The 18,024-nt window shown below is 66.9% G+C and carries 14 protein-coding genes; 11 read left to right on the forward strand and 3 right to left on the reverse strand.

Annotation, left to right across the window (positions count from 1 at the left end; all coding sequences use genetic code 11):
* Positions 1-2 precede the first annotated feature (2 nt).
* Together LRM18_RS06780 and galU are read left to right on the forward strand one after the other, a co-directional pair.
* Complete coding sequence (locus tag LRM18_RS06780; RefSeq protein WP_049464485.1) at positions 3-1,916, forward strand: nucleoside-diphosphate sugar epimerase/dehydratase; 1,914 nt, start codon at positions 3-5, stop codon at positions 1,914-1,916.
* Positions 1,913-2,791, forward strand: a complete 879-nt coding sequence (gene galU / locus LRM18_RS06785) for a UTP--glucose-1-phosphate uridylyltransferase GalU (protein ID WP_032954121.1) — start codon at positions 1,913-1,915, stop codon at positions 2,789-2,791. The genes LRM18_RS06780 and galU overlap by 4 nt, the downstream gene beginning before the upstream one ends.
* A 476-nt stretch (positions 2,792-3,267) precedes the next feature.
* On the opposite strand, the gene LRM18_RS06790 is transcribed toward galU, so the two are convergent.
* The 3 genes from LRM18_RS06790 to LRM18_RS06800 form a co-directional block, all read right to left on the reverse strand.
* The gene (locus LRM18_RS06790) at positions 3,268-4,476 is read right to left on the reverse strand and encodes an acetyl-CoA C-acyltransferase (protein WP_019661304.1); all 1,209 of its coding nucleotides are present in this window, start codon (positions 4,474-4,476) and stop codon (positions 3,268-3,270) included.
* A gap of 69 nt (positions 4,477-4,545) precedes the next feature.
* Complete coding sequence (locus LRM18_RS06795) at positions 4,546-6,918, reverse strand: 3-hydroxyacyl-CoA dehydrogenase/enoyl-CoA hydratase family protein (RefSeq protein ID WP_049464708.1); 2,373 nt, start codon at positions 6,916-6,918, stop codon at positions 4,546-4,548.
* A 26-nt stretch (positions 6,919-6,944) separates the two neighbouring features.
* Entirely contained in the window at positions 6,945-7,610 is a 666-nt protein-coding gene (locus LRM18_RS06800; RefSeq protein ID WP_053463242.1) for a TetR family transcriptional regulator, read from the reverse strand.
* A 313-nt stretch (positions 7,611-7,923) separates the two neighbouring features.
* Here LRM18_RS06800 and ndk point away from each other — a divergent pair, with 313 nt between their 5' ends.
* The 9 genes from ndk (at position 7,924) to LRM18_RS06845 (ending at position 17,883) form a co-directional block, all read left to right on the forward strand.
* Positions 7,924-8,349, forward strand: coding sequence for a nucleoside-diphosphate kinase (ndk, locus tag LRM18_RS06805; protein ID WP_270952821.1), 426 nt, complete (start codon positions 7,924-7,926; stop codon positions 8,347-8,349).
* A gap of 10 nt (positions 8,350-8,359) precedes the next feature.
* Positions 8,360-9,565, forward strand: coding sequence for a 23S rRNA (adenine(2503)-C(2))-methyltransferase RlmN (gene rlmN / locus LRM18_RS06810; protein WP_049464712.1), 1,206 nt, complete (start codon positions 8,360-8,362; stop codon positions 9,563-9,565).
* Complete coding sequence (pilW, locus tag LRM18_RS06815; protein WP_270952823.1) at positions 9,552-10,337, forward strand: type IV pilus biogenesis/stability protein PilW; 786 nt, start codon at positions 9,552-9,554, stop codon at positions 10,335-10,337. The genes rlmN and pilW overlap by 14 nt, the downstream gene beginning before the upstream one ends.
* A gap of 18 nt (positions 10,338-10,355) precedes the next feature.
* Positions 10,356-11,228 carry a helix-turn-helix domain-containing protein gene (locus tag LRM18_RS06820; protein WP_197638920.1) on the forward strand — a complete coding sequence of 291 codons (873 nt, stop codon included), beginning with the start codon at positions 10,356-10,358 and terminating at the stop codon, positions 11,226-11,228.
* A 64-nt stretch (positions 11,229-11,292) separates the two neighbouring features.
* Positions 11,293-11,931 (forward strand): tetratricopeptide repeat protein, encoded by a 639-nt coding sequence (locus tag LRM18_RS06825; protein WP_014646859.1) that lies wholly within the window; start codon positions 11,293-11,295, stop codon positions 11,929-11,931.
* Entirely contained in the window at positions 11,931-13,139 is a 1,209-nt protein-coding gene (gene bamB, locus LRM18_RS06830; RefSeq protein ID WP_049464719.1) for an outer membrane protein assembly factor BamB, read from the forward strand. Before LRM18_RS06825 ends, bamB begins: the two co-directional genes overlap by 1 nt.
* Before the next feature lie 15 nt (positions 13,140-13,154).
* Complete coding sequence (gene der / locus LRM18_RS06835; RefSeq protein ID WP_057494082.1) at positions 13,155-14,552, forward strand: ribosome biogenesis GTPase Der; 1,398 nt, start codon at positions 13,155-13,157, stop codon at positions 14,550-14,552.
* Positions 14,553-14,726: 174 nt separating this feature from the next.
* Complete coding sequence (moeB, locus tag LRM18_RS06840) at positions 14,727-15,863, forward strand: molybdopterin-synthase adenylyltransferase MoeB (RefSeq protein WP_270952830.1); 1,137 nt, start codon at positions 14,727-14,729, stop codon at positions 15,861-15,863.
* Between the two features lie 187 nt (positions 15,864-16,050).
* Complete coding sequence (locus LRM18_RS06845) at positions 16,051-17,883, forward strand: monovalent cation:proton antiporter-2 (CPA2) family protein (protein ID WP_270952832.1); 1,833 nt, start codon at positions 16,051-16,053, stop codon at positions 17,881-17,883.
* Positions 17,884-18,024 lie beyond the last annotated feature (141 nt).

The raw sequence follows: 18,024 nt of genomic DNA on the forward strand, positions 1-18,024 counted from the left end.
TTATGGCTTCACCCTGGCGGGACAGAATCCTCGGCCTGATGCCGCGTTCGGCCATCGTCTGCCACGACCTTTTCATGGTCTGGGCATGCTGGCAGCTGCTCCACGCGGGGCGCTACTCGATCCTCCCCAACGCCCCGGCGCTGCCCCTGTGGAACGTCGATACCACCCTGGTGCTGCTGCTGCAGGGCCTGGTGTTCTGGCGCGTGGGCCTGTATCGCGGCCTGTGGCGGTTCGCCAGCGTCAGCGACCTGCTGAACATCTTCAAGGCCAGCTTCATCGGCATGGTGGCCATCGTGCTGGTGCTGATGTGGAAGCGCTTCGACGGCGTGCCGATGTCGGTGCTGGTGATCTATCCGTTCGCGCTGTCGGCCCTGCTGGGCGCGCCGCGCCTGCTGTACCGGGCCTGGAAGGACTACCAGGCGCTGCAGTCCGATTCCAGCGCCCGCCGCGTGCTGATCCTGGGTGCCGGCCAGGCGGCCGAGACCCTGGTGCGCGACCTGCGCCGTTCCGGCAACTTCGAGCCGGTCGGCCTGCTCGACGATGCACCGCACCTGCGTGGCGCCAAGCTGCAGGGCCTGCCGATCCTCGGCACCCTGGACGACGCACCGACGGTGGTCCGCGAGACTGCCGCCAAGCTGCTGGTCATCGCCATGCCCTCGTTGGATGCTGCGGGCATGCAGCGCGTGGTGGCGATCTGCGAAAGCACCGGCGTGCCGTTCCGTACCGTGCCCAAGCTGAGTGACATCCTGCAGGGCCAGTCGCTGCCGGGCCAGCTGAAGGAAGTGGCGATCGAGGACCTGCTGGGGCGCAAGCCGATCATGCCGGACTGGAACCTGATCCGCGGCTGGTTGGGTGGGCGCACCGTGATGGTGACCGGCGCCGGTGGTTCGATCGGCTCGGAGCTGTGCCGCCAGTGCGCGCGGCATGGTGCCGGTCGCATCATCCTGCTGGAGATCAGCGAGCTGCTGCTGCTGACCATCGAGGGCGAGCTGCGTCGCAGCTTCCCCGATGTCGAGATCGAGGCGGTGCTGGGTGACTGCGGTGACCCGGCGGTGATCCGCCACGCGCTCTCGCTGCATCCGGTCGATACCGCCTTCCATGCCGCCGCCTACAAGCACGTCCCGGTGCTGGAGCGCCAGCTGCGCGAAGCGGTGCGCAACAACATCCTCGCGACCGAGAACGTGGCCCGCGCCTGCCTGGAAGCCCGCGTGGAGCATTTCGTGTTCATCTCCACCGACAAGGCGGTCGACCCGGTCAATGCGCTGGGCGCGAGCAAGCGCTACGCCGAGATGATCTGCCAGAGCCTGGACCAGAAGTCCACGCATACCCGTTTTGTCACGGTGCGATTCGGCAACGTGCTGGCATCGGCCGGCAGCGTGGTGCCGCTGTTCCGCGAGCAGATCCTGCGCGGTGGCCCGGTCACGGTCACCGATCCGGAAGTCAGCCGTTACTTCATGACCATTCCCGAGGCCTGCCAGCTGATCCTGCAGGCGGCCGCCTCCGCGTCGCATGGCGCGATCTACACGCTCGACATGGGCGAGCCGGTGCCGATCCGCGTGCTGGCCGAACAGATGATCCGCCTGACCGGCAAGCAGCCGTACAAGGACATCCCGATCATCTATACCGGCCTGCGTCCGGGCGAGAAACTGCACGAGACGCTGTTCTATTCGGACGAGGACTACCGTTCGACCGCGCACCCCAAGATTCTCGAGGCTGGCGTGCGTGCGTTCTCGCGCGACCTGGTGCTGGGCAACGTGCCGCGCCTGCGTGAGGCGATTGCCAGCTACGACACGGCCAGCATCCAGGAAATCCTGTTTGCGACGATGCCGGAATTCTCGCCAATCGAACAGGATGCTTACATTTCATCCGCTAAAGTCGTGCCCTTTCCGGCACGTGAGGCGAACAGGCACCAATGAGCAAGCGAATTCGCAAGGCAGTATTCCCGGTGGCAGGCCTGGGGACGCGTTTTCTGCCAGCAACCAAGACTGTGCCGAAGGAGATGCTGCCGATCATTGATCGGCCGCTGATCCAGTACGCCGTGGATGAAGCCATCGAGGCCGGCTGCGACACCCTGGTGTTCATCACCAACCGCTACAAGCACGCGGTGGCCGACTATTTCGACAAGGCCTACGAGCTGGAGCAGAAGCTCGAGCGTGCCGGCAAGCAGGAGCAACTGGAGCTGATCCGGCACGTGCTGCCCAATGGCGTGCGCGCGATTTTCGTGACCCAGGCCGAGGCGCTGGGCCTGGGGCATGCGGTGCTGTGTGCCAAGGCCGTGATCGGCGACGAGCCGTTCGCGGTGCTGCTGCCCGACGATCTGATCTGGAACCGCGGCGCCGGTGCGCTGAAGCAGATGGCCGACCTCAATGAGGCCAGCGGTGCCAGCGTGATTGCGGTGGAAGACGTGCCGCACGAGAAGACCGCCAGCTACGGCATCGTCGCCACCGAGGCGTTCGATGGCCGCAAGGGCCGCATTTCGCAGATCGTCGAGAAGCCGAAGCCGGAGGACGCGCCGAGCGACCTGGCGGTGGTCGGCCGTTATGTACTGAGCCCGAAGATCTTCGAGCTGCTGGAACAGACCCAGACCGGTGCCGGCGGCGAGATCCAGCTGACCGATGCGATTGCCGAGCTGTTGAAGACCGAAGAGGTCGACGCCTATCGTTTCGAGGGCACCCGCTTCGACTGCGGCACGCATCTGGGCCTGGTGGAGGCGACGATCCGCTTCGCGCTGGACAACCCGAAGCTGGCCGGCCCGGCGCGGGAGAAGCTGGCGGCGATGCTGGCGGAATAAGGGGTTTATCAAGCGCTCCGTCAGCGCTTTGATTGATACGTGATGGGCGGGACGGGTGGGCCGTTGCAGGACACGCCGTAAACCCGTCCATGGGGGCTCGATGGCGCCATCCATGGCGCCAACGGTCCTGCAACGGCCCACCCGTCCCGCCTGTCAGGTTTCCTGCGGGCGCGGACGGGAAGGGCGGAATCAAAGGCAAAGGCAAAAGCAAAAAGGCAGCCACCGGCTGCCTTTTTTCGTGGGTTGGGGTCAGAGCCCTTTGCGCAGCAAAGGGATCTGACCCCGGCCTTTGACCCTGCCTTTGCTCATCCCTCCGCCGCGGGGAGGCTGGAAGGGCCGGGTTGGCAGGGCTGCCCGGGACCGTTGGCGCCATGGATGGCGCCATCGAGCCCCCATGGAAGGGTTCACGGCGTGTCCCGGGCAGCCCTGCCAACCCGACCCACGCCATGAAGCCCATCGAGGCAACGCTTTGAACCTTACAGCGCTTCGAAAATACCCGCCGCGCCCATGCCGGTACCGATGCACATCGTCACCATGCCGTACTTCTGCTGGCGACGACGCAGGCCGTGCAGCAGGGTCGCGGTGCGGATCGCGCCGGTCGCGCCCAGCGGGTGGCCCAGGGCGATCGCGCCGCCCAGCGGGTTGACCTTGGCCGGGTCCAGGCCGCAGTCGCGGATCACCGCCAGCGACTGCGCGGCGAAGGCTTCGTTGAGCTCGATCCAGTCCAGCTGGTCCTGGGTCAGGCCGGCCTGCTTCAGTGCCTTCGGGATCGCGGCGATCGGGCCGATGCCCATCACTTCCGGGCGCACGCCGGCCACCGAGAAGCTGACGAAACGCGCCAGCGGGGTCAGGCCGTAATCCTTGATCGCCTGCTCCGAGGCCAGCAGCACGGCGCCGGCGCCGTCGCTCATCTGCGACGAGTTGCCGGCGGTGACGGTGCCGCCGAACTGGCCGTTGCGGAACACCGGGCGCAGCTTGGCCAGGCCTTCGGCCGAGGAATCCGGGCGCGGGCCTTCGTCGGTGTCGGCGATCTTGTTGCGGGTGATGATGCGCTGTCCATCGGCCAGGTCCGGCAGGTGCGAGACGATCTCGTACGGGCTGATCTCGTCCTTGAATTCGCCGTTCTGGATCGCGGCCATGGCCTTCTGGTGCGAGGCCAGGGCGAAGGCGTCCTGGTCTTCGCGCGAGACCTTCCACTCTTCGGCCACCTTTTCGGCGGTGATCCCCATGCCGTAGGCGATGGCCACGTGGTCGTTGTCGAACACGCTCGGTGCCATCGCGATCTTGTTGCCCATCATCGGCACCATCGACATCGACTCGGTGCCGCCGGCCAGCATCAGGTCGGCGTTGCCCAGGCGGATCGCGTCGGCGGCCTGCGCCACGGCCTGCAGGCCGGAGGAGCAGAAGCGGTTCACGGTCTGCGCGGCGATGGTGTTGGGCAGGCCGGCCAGCAGCACGCCGATGCGCGCCACGTTCATGCCCTGCTCGGCTTCGGGCATGGCGCAGCCGATGATCGCGTCATCGATGCGGTTGACGTCCACGCCCGGGGCCTGGGCGACGACGCTGCGCAGCACGTGCGCAAGCATGTCGTCGGGGCGGGTGTTGCGGAACATGCCCTTGGGCGCCTTGCCAACCGGGGTGCGGGTGGCGGCGACGATGTAGGCGTCCTGGATTTGCTTGGTCATTGCAATGATCTCTTGAATAGGGGTTGGAAGAGGTTGCCGGCCAGCGGCCGGCACTACCGATGTCTTCCGTCAGTTCCGCAGCGGCTTGCCGGTCTTCAGCATGTGCGCGATGCGGGCCTGGGTCTTTTCCTGCTGGGCCAGTTCGACGAAGTGCTTGCGCTCCAGGGTCAGCAGCCATTCTTCGTCGACCAGGGTGCCGCGATCGACCTTGCCGCCGCACAGCACGGTGGCGATGCGCTCGGCGATCTCGTAGTCGTACGGGCTGATGAAGCGGCCTTCCAGCATGTTGACCAGCATCATCTTGAAGGTGGCGATGCCGACGTCACCGGCCACCTGGATGCGGCGTGCCGGCAGCGGCGGGCGGTAGCCCGCTTCGGCCAGGGCGCGTGCTTCGGCCTTCGCGATGTGCAGGGCCTCGTAGCTGTTGAACACCACCTTGTCGGTGCTGCGCAGCAGGCCCAGTTCCTTGGCGTTGACCGCCGAGTTGGACACCTTGGCCATCGCCACGGTCTCGAAGGTCTTCTTCAGTTCGGCGAACACGTCGCCACCCGGGCCGGCGGCCTGTGAGGCGCGCACGGCCAGTTCCTTCAGGCCGCCACCGGCCGGCAGCAGGCCGACGCCGGCCTCGACCAGGCCGATGTAGCTTTCCAGGAAGGCCACGGTCTTGGCGCTGTGCATCTGGAACTCGCAGCCGCCACCCAGGGCCAGGCCACGCACGGCGGCCACCACCGGCACCAGCGAGTACTTGATGCGCTGGCTGGTGCGCTGGAAGTTGGCGACCATTTCTTCGAACTGGTCAACCTTGCCGGCCTGCAGCAGGCCCAGCGCACCGGCCAGGTCGGCACCGGCGGAGAAGGGCTCCTTCTGCTGCCAGATCACCAGGCCCTGGAAGTCCTTCTCGGCGCGGCTCACGCATTCCTGCAGGCCGTCCAGCACCTGGTCGGACACGGTGTTCATCTTGGTCTTGAAGCTGACCACCGCAATGCCATCGCCGTCATGCCACATGCGCAGGCCGTCGTTCTCGAACACGGTCTCGCCCGGCGCGAAGGTCTCGCCCAGCAGCGGGTCCGGGAAGCGCTGGCGCTGGTACACCGGCAGCGACGAGCGCGGCAGCTTGGCGTTGCGCGACGGGCTGTAGCTGCCTTCGGCGGCATGCACGCCGTCGCGGCCATCGAACACCCAGTCCGGCAGCGGCGCATTGCTCATGCTCTTGCCGGCGACGATGTCATCGGCGATCCACTGTGCCACCTGCTTCCAGCCGGCGGCCTGCCAGGTTTCGAACGGGCCCAGCGACCAGCCGTAGCCCCAGCGGATGGCCAGGTCGACGTCGCGCGCGGTCTCGGCGATGTCGGCCAGGTGGTAGGCGCTGTAGTGGAACAGGTCGCGGAAGGTCGCCCACAGGAACTGCGCCTGCGGGTGCTGGCTTTCGCGCAGCTTGGCGAACTTCTCGGCCGGATTCTTGATCTTCAGGATCTCGACCACTTCCGGGGCGGCGGTGCGATCGGCCGGGCGGTAGTCCTGCTTCTCCAGGTCCAGCACGACGATGTCCTTGCCGACCTTGCGGAAGATGCCGGCACCGGTCTTCTGGCCCAGCGCGCCCTTGGCGATCAGCGCGTCCAGCCACTTCGGCGACTTGAAGAATGCATGCCACGGGTCGTTCGGCAGGGTGTCGCCCATGGTCTTGATGACGTGGGCCATGGTGTCCAGGCCGACCACGTCGGAGGTGCGGTAGGTGGCCGACTTCGGGCGGCCGACCAGCGGACCGGTCAGGCCGTCCACTTCATCGAAGCCCAGGCCGAACTGCTGGGTGTGGTGGATGGTCGACAGGATCGAGAACACGCCGATGCGGTTGCCGATGAAGTTCGGGGTGTCCTTGGCGTACACCACGCCCTTGCCCAGGGTGGTGACCAGGAACTCTTCCAGGCCTTCCAGCACGGCGGCATCGGTGGTGGTGGCCGGGATCAGCTCGGCCAGGTGCATGTAGCGCGGCGGGTTGAAGAAGTGCACGCCGCAGAAGCGGTGCCGCAGCTGCTCGGGCAGCACGTCGGCCAGCTTGTTGATGCCCAGGCCGGAGGTGTTGGAGGCCAGCACCGCGTGGTCGGCCACGAACGGCGCGATCTTCTTGTACAGGTCCTGCTTCCAGTCCATGCGCTCGGCGATGGCCTCGATGATCAGGTCGCAGTCCTTCAGCTGCTCCAGGCCGGAGTCGTAGTTGGCCGGGGTGATGGCTTCGGCCAGCGACTTGCTGGCCAGCGGCGCCGGGCTCAGCTTGCCCAGGTTGGCGATCGCCTTCAGCACGATGCCGTCGGCCGGGCCTTCCTTCGCAGGCAGGTCGAACAGCACGGTGTCGACGCCCGCGTTGGTGAGGTGGGCGGCGATCTGGGCACCCATGACGCCGGCACCCAGCACGGCGGCGCGGCGGACTAGCAGGGAATTGGACATGGTGTAAGGCCTTTGTTGGTCAGCAGTTACTGGGTGGAATCAAGGGAAGCGGGCAGGGCGCTGGCGCGTGCGGCGGCGCGGAACCCGGCTTCGGCGAAATGGATCAGTTCGTGGGCGGCATGGGCACGATGCGCCGCTTCGGTGACACCGGCGGGACGCTTGATCAGCCCGAAGTCGGCCATGGCATAGGTGAGCGAACCGGCCAGGAAGTCCAGGCGCCAGTACAGCTCTTCCTTGCTCAGGCCGGGCACGCACTCGCCGATGGCCTTGCCGAACGCGCGCAGCACGTGGCCGTAGTGGTCGGACAGGAACTTGCGCAGGTTGTCGTTCTTCTCGGCGTAGGCGCGGGCGATCACGCGCACGAAAGCGCCGCCGTTCTGGCGGTCCTGGGCCAGTGCCAGTGCCGGTTCGACGAAGGCGGCCAGCACCGGGCGCAGCTGCCCGGGGTGTTCGCTGCGGGCGCGCTCGAGCTGCGCCAGACGGGCGCCGGTCATCTCGTCCATGCGGCGGCGGAATACCTCGTTGACCAGGTTTTCCTTGGAGCCGAAGTGGTAGTTGACCGCTGCGATGTTGACGTCGGCCTGGCTGGTCACCTGGCGCAGCGAGGTACCGGCGAAGCCGTGCTGTGCGAACAGCTCCTCGGCCGCGCCGAGGATCCGGTCCTTGGTCGAGAAGTGGGCGGGTTTGGCCATCGGCGGGCAGACCTTAATCAAACGATTGTTTGATACTAGGACCAGACGGTAGCGTATGGCATTTTGCAGTGCAGCAAAATCGACCGGTCCGGTCAGATTTCACTCAGGTGGGTGAATGGGGTGGGGCCGGCCGCTGGCCGGCAGCCCCGAGGTTGAATGGCACCCAATGCCAGCCAGCGGCCAGCACTACCACGCCAGCGCTTTATCTCTTACAATTCGCCTACGTTTATCAGGCTAAGCCCGCGTTCCGACGCGGGTTTTTTTCATGTTACCCTTCGGGCCATCCGCGGCCCGATTCCATTGGAGACATCCCATGGCGCTGGAGCGCACCCTTTCGATCATCAAGCCGGACGCCGTTGCCAAGAACGTCATCGGCGAAATCTACGCCCGCTTCGAGAAGGCCGGCCTGAAGATCGTAGCCGCCAAGTACAAGCAGCTGTCGCGCCGTGAAGCCGAAGGCTTCTACGCCGTGCACCGCGAGCGTCCGTTCTTCAACGCGCTGGTCGAGTTCATGATCTCCGGTCCGGTGATGATCCAGGCCCTGGAAGGCGAGAACGCCGTCCTGGCCCACCGCGACCTGCTGGGCGCCACCAACCCGAAGGAAGCCGCGCCGGGCACCATCCGCGCCGACTTCGCCGAATCCATCGATGCCAACGCCGCCCACGGCTCGGACTCGGTCGAGAATGCCGCGATTGAAATCGCCTACTTCTTCGCCGCCACCGAAGTCGTCTCGCGCTGAGAGTAATGCCGTGAACGAGGTCGTACAGTCCCCCGCCATCCAGCCGCTGCCGAAGTCGGCACCCACGGCTGGCAAGCAGAACCTGCTCGACCTCGATCGCGCGGGCCTGGAGAAGTTCTTCGTCGAGGTTCTCGGCGAAAAGAAGTTCCGTGCCCACCAGGTGATGAAGTGGATCCACCATCGCTACGTCACCGACTTCGATGAAATGACCGATCTCGGCAAGGTCCTGCGCGCCAAGCTGCAGGCCCATGCCGAGGTCGTTGTCCCCAACATCGTGTTCGACAAGCCCTCCGCCGACGGCACCCACAAGTGGTTGCTGGCGATGGGCGTGGATGGCAAGAACGCCATCGAGACCGTGTACATCCCGGACAAGACCCGCGGCACGCTGTGCGTGTCCTCGCAGGTCGGCTGCGGCCTGAACTGCACGTTCTGCTCCACCGCCACCCAGGGCTTCAACCGCAACCTGACCACCGCCGAGATCATCGGCCAGGTGTGGGTCGCCGCGCGCCACCTGGGCAACGTGCCGCACCAGATGCGCCGCCTCACCAACGTGGTGATGATGGGCATGGGCGAGCCGCTGATGAATTTCGACAACGTCGTGCGCGCCATGAGCGTGATGCGCGACGACCTGGGCTACGGCCTGGCCAACAAGCGCGTGACCCTGTCGACCTCCGGCCTCGTGCCGCAGATCGACCGCCTGTCCGCCGAGAGCGACGTGTCGCTGGCGGTGTCGCTGCATGCGCCGAACGATGCGCTGCGCGAGACCCTGGTGCCGCTCAACAAGAAGTACCCGATCGCCGAGCTGATGGCCTCCTGCGCCCGCTACCTGCGCGCCAACAAGCGCCGCGAATCGGTCACCTTCGAATACACGCTGATGAAGGGCATCAACGACAAGCCCGAGCATGCCCGCGAGCTGGCGCGCCTGATGCGCCAGTTCGACAACGCGGTGCAGGCCAAGGATTCGGGCAAGGTCAACCTGATCCCGTTCAATCCGTTCCCGGGCACCCGCTACGAGCGTTCCGAGGAGGCCAACATCCGCGCCTTCCAGAAGATCCTGCTCGACAGCAACGTGCTGACCATGGTCCGCCGCACCCGTGGCGACGACATCGACGCCGCCTGTGGCCAGCTCAAGGGCCAGGTGATGGACCGCACCCGCCGCCAGGCGGAGTTCAACAAGACGCTGCAGGCGGGGAAGGGGAGCGATGCCGCGGCCTGACCGCCTCTGGCTGGTGCTGTGCGCAGGCGTGCTGGCCGTCGCGGTCGGTGGCTGCAAATCCCATCCCAAGGCCAAGCTCGGCCCGAGCCAGGCCCCGGTCTATTCGGTCGGTGACCCGGAAAGCGTCCGGCGCGAAGTGCGCTGGCGCGACCTGCTGACGCTGGCGACCCGCGACATGCAGGTCGGCAACCTCGATGCCGCCGAGCGCAAGGTGCGCGACGCACTGAAACTGGCGCCCGAGGCCCCTGACGCGCTGGTGCTGCAGGCCGGTATCGACGACCGTCGTGGCCGCACCGGCCAGGCCGGCGAGAACTTCCGCAAGGCCGCCGAACTGGCGCCGCAGCGCGGCGACGTGCTCAACAACTACGGTGCCTGGCTGTGCCAGCAGGGCCGGCCGGCCGAATCGCTGGTCTGGTTCGACCGCGCGCTGCAGGCGCCGGGCTATCCCACCCCGGGCGAAGCGCAGGCCAATGCCGGCAGTTGCGCACTGGATGCGGGCCAGCTTGAGCGTGCCGAACGCGACCTGCGTGCGGCGCTCGTGGCGGCCCCGGCCAACCCGGTCGCGCTGGAGTCGATGGCCCAGCTGAGCTACCGCCAGGGCCGCTACATGGAGGCCCGGGCCTTCGCCGAACGTAGGATTGCGGCTGCACCCGCAACGCGTTCCGTGTTACAACTTGCGTCTCAAATCGAAGTGAAGCTGGGCGATCGGGCGGCATCTGATCGTTATCTGCAGCGGATTCGACAGGAATTTCCGCAGGAAGCGGGCTCCTAACTCCAGGGTTGATGCATTGTGATTGATGACCAGACTGTGAGCGCTCTCGAGACTGCGGCCGGCTGCGGCACCCGCCTGCGCCAGGCCCGTGAAGCGGCCGGACTGACCCTCGAAGATGTCGGCTCGCGCCTGCGCATGCCGGTCCAGGTGGTCAAGTCGCTGGAAGAGGAACAATGGCAGAAGCTGGGGGCGCCGGTGTTCGTGCGTGGCCAGCTGCGCAGCTATGCGCGCCTGCTCGACGTGGACGTAGGCCAGCTGCTGGAACAGGCCCAGGTCGGCCCGGTGGTTCCGCCCACCCTGGTCAGTCATACCCATACCCCGCGTGCGCGCCGCATCGCCGAGAACCTCGGCCGGCGCGTGCTGTATGTCGGCATCACCGCAGTCCTGGCAGTGCCGGTGTGGTTCGCCACCCGCGGCCATTTCGACGACAGCGCCACTCCGTTGCCGAACACCGCCTCGCTGGATGCGATCCCGGCGGCCGTGCCGGTGACCCCGGCCGCCGCCGGTACCGACGCCGCGGCCCCGGCTGACACGGCCACCGCCCCGGCCAGCAAGCCGGCCGCCACCCCGTACGTGGCCTCGCTGGCGCCGGTGCCGCGTCCGGCCCCGGCCCCGGCAGCGGCTGGCAACACGCTGGAAATGCAGTTCAGCGGCGACAGCTGGGTCGACATCGGCGGCCCGGACGGCAGCACCGTCGAGAAGGCGCTGATCAGGTCCGGCGAAACCCGCAGCTTCACGCCGGGCCAGGTGACCCGGGTGACCCTGGGCAACGCCTCGGCGGTCCAGGTTCAGCAGAACGGCGCTATCGTCGATCTGACCCCCTACCAGCGAGCCAACGTGGCACGCTTTCAGGTATCCTCTGAAGGCTCCGTGGTCCCGGTTTCGCACTGAGGCGCGGTTTCACCACCTTCGATAATCCCAATGGTCCCTCCCGATGGGCGGGGCGAGAGTACGCATGGCGATCGACGATCTGCTCGACGAGCACGAACAAAGTGAACGCGTCCGCAGCTGGCTGCGGAAGAATGGCGCCAGCATCCTCGGTGGCGTAGTCATCGCCATCGGTGCCATTGCCGGCTGGCAGTGGTACCAGAAGGATCAGGGCGGCAAGCTGGCCTCGGCCAATGTCGAGTACCAGAAGGCCCTGCAGGGCCTGCAGCAGAACAAGCTTGACGACGCCGCCAAGGCGGTCAAGGCGCTCGAAGCCGGCCCGTCCAGCATCTACGGCGACCTCGCGGCGCTGCAGCTGGCCAAGGCCCAGGTCGACGCTGGCAAGAACGAAGAAGCGCTGGCGACCCTGCGCAATGTGAAGGTCGAAGGCGACCTGCAGCGCGTGGTTGACCAGCGCGTGGCCCGCCTGCTGGTGGCCACCGGCAAGAGCGACGAGGCCATCAAGCTGCTGGGCAGCGCCACCGACAGCAGCAGCCTGGAAATCCATGGCGATGCGCTGATGGCGCAGGGCAAGCGTGATGAGGCCCGTGCACAGTACGAGAAGGCGCTGAAGACGCTGGACGTGGCAGCGCCGCAGCGGCGCCTGCTGGAAACCAAGGTTATGGACGCCGGCGGCACCGTCGCCGCCCCTGCGGAGTCGGTTTGATGAGTCAGAAGGTCATGATCACCCGCGTCGCCACCGTGCTCCTGATGGGCATGGCCCTGACCGGCTGCAGCACCATGAAGGGCTGGTTCGCCGGCAAGGACGCGGCCGCGAAGAAGGCACAGGAACCGGCTGAGCTGGTCAAGTTCGAGCCGACCGTGAAGGTCAGCAAGGTCTGGTCGGTCAACCTCGGCAAGGGCGAGCGCCGCATCGGCGTGCGCCAGGGCCCGGCGGTCGCCAACGGCCACGTGTTCGCTGCGGCGATCACCGGTGGCGTGCACGCCATCGACCTGCAGACCGGCAAGAAGGTCTGGACCTGGGAGCCGAAGAAGGAAAAGAAGAAGGCCAAGCTGCGCCTGTCCGGCGGCCCGGGTGTCGGTGAGAACCTGGTCGTGATCGGCACGCTGGATGGCCAGGTCATCGCGCTGGACATCAACGACGGCAGCGAGAAGTGGCGCGCCCGTGTCCCGGGTGAAGTCATTGCCGCGCCGGCCGTGGCCCAGGGCCTGGTCTACGTGCGCAGCAACGATGGCCGCGTCACCGCCTTCGATGCCGGCAACGGCACCCAGAAGTGGTTCAACCCGAGCGAGCTGCCGGCGCTGACCGTGCGCGGCAACGCGCCGGTGGTGACCGGTCCGGGTGTGCTGTTCATTGGCAAGGACGAGGGCGCGGTTGCCGCCCTGGCCCAGCAGGATGGCCGCACCCTGTGGGAGCAGAACCTGGGCAACGGCGAAGGCCGTACCGAGCTGGAGCGCATGGCCGACGTCGATGGCGCGCCGGTGCTGGAGGGCAACACCCTCTACGTGAGCAGCTTCAAGAACCAGACCATGGCCATCGAAGGCCCGACCGGTCGCCCGCTGTGGGCGCGCGACCATGGCGGTGCGGGTGGCGTGGCGGTGTCGTCGGGCAATGTGTTCGTCACCGACAACAAGGGCGGCGTGTTCGGCCTGGACAAGGCCAGCGGCGCAGCGATGTGGTCGCAGACCGCCTTGGCCCGTCGTTCGCTGACCGGCCCGGCGCTGCAGGGCGACTACGTGGTGGTCGGCGACTACAAGGGATACGTGCACTGGTTGCAGACCTCCGATGGTGCGATGGCGGCACGGGCAAAGAGCGGTGGTGATGCCCTGCTGGCCCAGCCGGTCGTCGCAGACGGGGTGCTGCTGGTGCAGAACGTGGATGGCAAGCTGACCGCCTTCCGGTTGGCAAATTAATACGGAGTAATCGCGATGCTGCCTTTGGTCGCCCTGGTTGGACGGCCGAATGTCGGCAAGTCGACCATTTTCAATGCGTTGACCCGCACGCGTGACGCCCTGGTCCATGACCAGCCCGGCGTCACCCGCGATCGCAACTACGGCGTCTGCCGCCTCGACGAGGACAACCATTTCCTGGTCGTGGATACCGGCGGTATCGCCGGTGAGGACGAAGGCCTGGCCGGTGCCACCACCCGCCAGGCGCGTGCGGCGGCTGCCGAAGCGGACCTGATCCTGTTCGTCGTCGATGCCCGCGAGGGCACCTCGGCGCTGGACGACGAGATCCTGTCCTGGCTGCGCAAGCTGTCTCGCCCGACGCTGCTGCTGATCAACAAGATCGACGGTACCGACGAGGACAGCGTCCGCTCCGAGTTCGCCCGTTATGGTTTCGGCGAGATGCTGACCGTGTCGGCCGCGCATCGCCAGGGCCTGGATGACCTGCTGGACGAAGTGATCCAGCGCCTGCCGGAAGAAGGCAGCGGCGAAGAGCTGGACAACGATCCGAACCGCATCCGCATCGCCTTCGTCGGCCGCCCGAACGTGGGCAAGTCGACCCTGGTCAACCGCATCCTCGGCGAGGAGCGCATGATCGCCTCCGACGTGCCGGGCACCACCCGTGACTCGATCGCGGTGGACCTGGAGCGTGATGGCCGCGAATACCGCCTGATCGATACCGCCGGCCTGCGCCGTCGCTCGCGCGTGGACGAGGTCGTCGAGAAGTTCTCGGTGGTCAAGACCATGCAGTCGATCGAGCAGTGCCAGGTGGCCGTGCTGATGCTCGACGCCACCGAAGGCGTGACCGACCAGGACGCCACCGTGCTCGGTGCCGTGCTCGATGCCGGCCGCGCGCTGGTGATCGCCATCAACAAGTGGGATGGCCTGACCGAGTACCAGCGCGAGCAGGCCGAAACCATGCTGTCGCTGAAGCTGGGCTTCGTGCCGTGGGCCGAGTCGGTGCGCATCTCGGCCAAGCATGGCTCGGGCCTGCGCGAGCTGTTCCGTGCGGTGCACCGCGCGCACGAATCGGCGAACAAGACCTTCACCACCAGCGAAGTGAACAAGGCGCTGGAAGTGGCCTACGAGACCAACCCGCCGCCGACCATCCGCGGCCATGTCTCCAAGCTCCGCTACGTGCACCCGGCCGGTTCCAACCCGCCGACCTTCATCGTGCACGGCACCCGCCTGAAGGAACTGCAGGAGTCGTACAAGCGCTACCTGGAGAACTTCTTCCGCAAGCGCTTCAAGCTGATCGGCACGCCGGTGAGCTTCATCTTCCGCGAGGGTACCAACCCGTACGAGGGCAAGAAGAACGTCCTCACCGAGCGGCAGATCAAGGCCAAGCGGCGCTTGATGAAGCACGTCAAGGGCAAGTGATTCACGAGAAGGCGGCCGCAGGGCCGCCTTTCTTTTTGTGGTAGTGCCGGCCGCTGGCCGGCAACCCCGCGTCATCCCGTGCGTTCATGGCCATGCCGGCCAGCAGCCGCCACTCCCCCATGTTTGCAGGTATCGGCCAAGGCGGCCTGCCGCCACGTGCGTGATAATGCGCCCATGATCATCCCAGAGCTTTCCCCCGCACAGGCACGCGAGCGCCTGGCCCATGGCGCCGTGCTGATCGACGTGCGCGAGGCGCACGAACGGGCCGGCGGCATGGCAGAGGGCGCGCGCGGCGTGTCCAAGGGCGAACTGCAGGCCGACCCGGCCGCGCATCTGCCGCGGCACGACCAGGAGATCCTGCTGATCTGCCAGAGCGGCAAGCGCTCGGCCGATGCCGCGCAGTGCCTGCTGGAGGCTGGATACACCCATGTGGCTTCCGTGAGCGGCGGCACCGTGGCTTGGCGCGAGCAGTCGCTGCCGCTGGTGCAGCCGCTGGCCAGCGCCGCCGACCGTGACTTCTTTGATCGCTATTCGCGCCACCTGCTGCTGCCGCAGGTGGGCGAGGCGGGCCAGCGCCGGCTGCAGCAATCGCGCGTGCTGGTGCTGGGTGCGGGCGGTTTGGGCGCGCCGGCCGGTTTTTACCTGGCGGCCGCCGGGGTAGGGCTCCTGCGTTTTGCCGACCACGACCGCGTGGAGCGCAGCAACCTGCACCGCCAGATCGTGCACACCGAAGCCAGCGTCGGCCAGCTCAAGGTCGATTCGGCGCGCGAGCGGCTGCTGGCGTTGAATCCGTCGATCGAGGTCGAGGCGGTGCCCGAGCGGGTCACGTCCGAGAACGTGGATGCGCTGCTGGAGGGCGTGGACGTGGTGCTGGATGGCTCGGACAACTTCCCGCTGCGCTACCTGCTCAACGACGCCTGCATCAAGCACGCCAAACCGCTGGTCTACGCCGCCATCGAGCGCTTCGACGGCCAGGTAAGCGTGTTTGATGCCGGCCGCCAGCGTGGCGCGGCGCCGTGCTACCGCTGCCTGTTCCCCGAGCCGCCGCCGCCGGAGTTCGCGCCTAACTGTTCCGAGGCGGGCGTGCTGGGCGTGCTGCCTGGGCTGGCCGGCGTGCTGCAGGCGACCGAGGTGCTGAAGCTGCTGCTGGGCATCGGTGAGCCACTCGTCGGTCGGCTGCTGCGCTTCGATGCGCTGGGCATGCGATTTCGTGAGACCGGCATCCGGCCGGACCCGCAGTGCCCGGTATGTGCGCCGGGTGTGCCGTTCCCGGGGTACATCGATTACGCCGCGTTCTGCCGGGGTGGGTGAATCCGGCCGGGCGTCATCCACGCAGGGTGTGGATCTGCAGCGACGTGCAATGGTTTCGGGATGATGCTGGGGCGGTTACCCACCATCGTTCCACCTCCAAGACAATCCGGCGCAACATGCGTGCTATTGCCGTCATCGGCATTGCTCTATTGTTGAACCCGATTCTGGATCTTGGGGAACACACCGCATGGCGGTAGAAGCAGCGACCAGCGAGCTGGTCAAGGTCGTCGCCCTGCTGGGCGCGGCGGTGGTGATGGTGCCCTTGTTCCGCCGGGCCGGCCTGGGCTCGGTGCTGGGCTACTTCGCTGCCGGCCTGGCGATCGGACCGTTCGGCCTGGGCTGGTTCTCCGACCCGCAGGCGATCCTGCATACCGCCGAACTCGGCGTGGTGATGTTCCTGTTCGTGATCGGCCTGGAAATGCGGCCCTCGCACCTGTGGAGCCTGCGCAAGGAAATCTTCGGGCTGGGCACGCTGCAGATCGTCACCTGTGCGCTGGTGCTGACCAGCATCGCCAAGCTGTTCGGCTTCCCCTGGCAGGTTGCCTTCATCGGCGCCACCGGCTTCGTGCTCACTTCCACCGCAGTGGTGATGCAGCTGCTGGCCGAGCGCGGCGACATCGCGCTGCCGTCGGGGCAGAAGATCGTTTCGATCCTGCTGTTCGAAGACCTGTTGATCGTGCCGTTGCTGGCGCTGGTGGCATGGATGGCGCCGAGCGCGGGCAGTGCCGACGGCGAGGGTTCGCGCTGGCTGTCGGTGGCGATCGGCGTGGGCGCCATCGTCGGCCTGGTGCTGGTCGGCCGCTTCCTGCTCAATCCGCTGTTCCGCGTGCTGGCCGAATCGAAGGCGCGCGAGGTGATGACCGCCGCCGCGCTGCTGGTGGTGCTGGGTGCGGCACTGCTGATGCAGCTGTCCGGCCTGTCGATGGCGATGGGCGCGTTCCTGGCCGGGGTGCTGCTGAGCGAGTCGACCTTCCGCCACCAGATCGAAGCGGACATCGAGCCGTTCCGCGGCATCCTGCTGGGCCTGTTCTTCCTCAGCGTGGGCATGGCGCTGGACCTGGGCGTGGTGGCCGGCAACTGGCAGCTGATCCTCGGCCTGGTGCTGGCGCTGATGGCAGCCAAGGCGCTGTGCATCTACGTGGTCGCGCGCATCATGGGCAGCGACCACGCGCAGGCGCTGGACCGGGGCGTGCTGATGGCGCAGGGCGGCGAGTTCGCCTTCGTATTGTTCTCGGCCGCGGCATCGGCCGGCGTGATCAACCTGGAGATCAATGCCAACTTCACCGCGGTGGTGGTGCTGTCGATGGCGCTGACCCCGCTGGTGGTGCTGGTCTACAAGCGCATCGCGCCGAAGCCGACGGTGAACATGGACGGCGTGGACGAGGCCGAGGGCCTGTCCGGCAGTGTGCTGCTGATCGGCTTCGGCCGCTTCGGCCAGGTCGCCAGCCAGTCGCTGCTGGCGCGCGACGTGGACGTGACCATCATCGACAACGATGTGGAGATGATCCAGAGCGCCGCGCGCTTCGGTTTCAAGATCTATTACGGCGACGGTACGCGACTGGACGTGCTGCATGCCTCGGGCGCGGCCACCGCGCGTGCGATTGCCGTATGCGTGGACAAGGCCGAGGCCGCCGACCGCATCGTCGAACTGGTGTCGCACGAGTTCCCGCAGGCCAAGCTGATGGTGCGCTCGTTCGACCGCGAGCATTCGCTGCGGCTGATCCATGCCGGTGTCAATTTCCAGATCCGCGAGACGTTTGAATCGGCGGTGCTATTCGGCCAGGCCGCGCTGGTGGAGCTGGGTGCGGATGAGGATGACGCGGTGGAGATTGCCGAGCAGATCCGCCGCCGCGATGCCGAGCGATTTGAGTTGGAAATTGCGGGTGGTGGTTTGAATGCCGGCGCCAAGATGGTGTTCGGCAACTCCGGCCAGGGCGTGCCGACGCCGACGCCGTTCACCGCGCCGAAGCGGGCAAGCAAGACGCTGAACCCGCAGGACGTGCCGGAAGAGGAAGAGTAAAGCCCGCGCGCTGATCGCTTGGTAGTGCCGGCCGCCGGCCGGCAGATACGCGAACGTTCCGACGTCATGGGGTTGCCGGCCAGCGGCCGGCACTACCGTGTGGGGAATTGCCGAAGCCGGCGGTTGGTCGTGCCGGCCGCT

Source organism: Stenotrophomonas sp. PI_27 (genome assembly GCF_027854495.1).
Taxonomy (GTDB): domain Bacteria; phylum Pseudomonadota; class Gammaproteobacteria; order Xanthomonadales; family Xanthomonadaceae; genus Stenotrophomonas; species Stenotrophomonas pavanii.

Coding starts and splice junctions, on each gene's coding strand:
- LRM18_RS06790 (WP_019661304.1), bottom strand. CDS start 4,476: ATGACCAAGCAAATCCAGGACGCCTACATCGTCGCCGCCACCCGCACC.
- pilW (WP_270952823.1), top strand. CDS start 9,552: ATGCCGCGGCCTGACCGCCTCTGGCTGGTGCTGTGCGCAGGCGTGCTG.
- LRM18_RS06845 (WP_270952832.1), top strand. CDS start 16,051: ATGGCGGTAGAAGCAGCGACCAGCGAGCTGGTCAAGGTCGTCGCCCTG.
- ndk (WP_270952821.1), top strand. CDS start 7,924: ATGGCGCTGGAGCGCACCCTTTCGATCATCAAGCCGGACGCCGTTGCC.
- LRM18_RS06800 (WP_053463242.1), bottom strand. CDS start 7,610: ATGGCCAAACCCGCCCACTTCTCGACCAAGGACCGGATCCTCGGCGCG.
- bamB (WP_049464719.1), top strand. CDS start 11,931: ATGAGTCAGAAGGTCATGATCACCCGCGTCGCCACCGTGCTCCTGATG.
- der (WP_057494082.1), top strand. CDS start 13,155: ATGCTGCCTTTGGTCGCCCTGGTTGGACGGCCGAATGTCGGCAAGTCG.
- galU (WP_032954121.1), top strand. CDS start 1,913: ATGAGCAAGCGAATTCGCAAGGCAGTATTCCCGGTGGCAGGCCTGGGG.
- LRM18_RS06825 (WP_014646859.1), top strand. CDS start 11,293: ATGGCGATCGACGATCTGCTCGACGAGCACGAACAAAGTGAACGCGTC.
- LRM18_RS06780 (WP_049464485.1), top strand. CDS start 3: ATGGCTTCACCCTGGCGGGACAGAATCCTCGGCCTGATGCCGCGTTCG.
- LRM18_RS06795 (WP_049464708.1), bottom strand. CDS start 6,918: ATGTCCAATTCCCTGCTAGTCCGCCGCGCCGCCGTGCTGGGTGCCGGC.
- moeB (WP_270952830.1), top strand. CDS start 14,727: ATGATCATCCCAGAGCTTTCCCCCGCACAGGCACGCGAGCGCCTGGCC.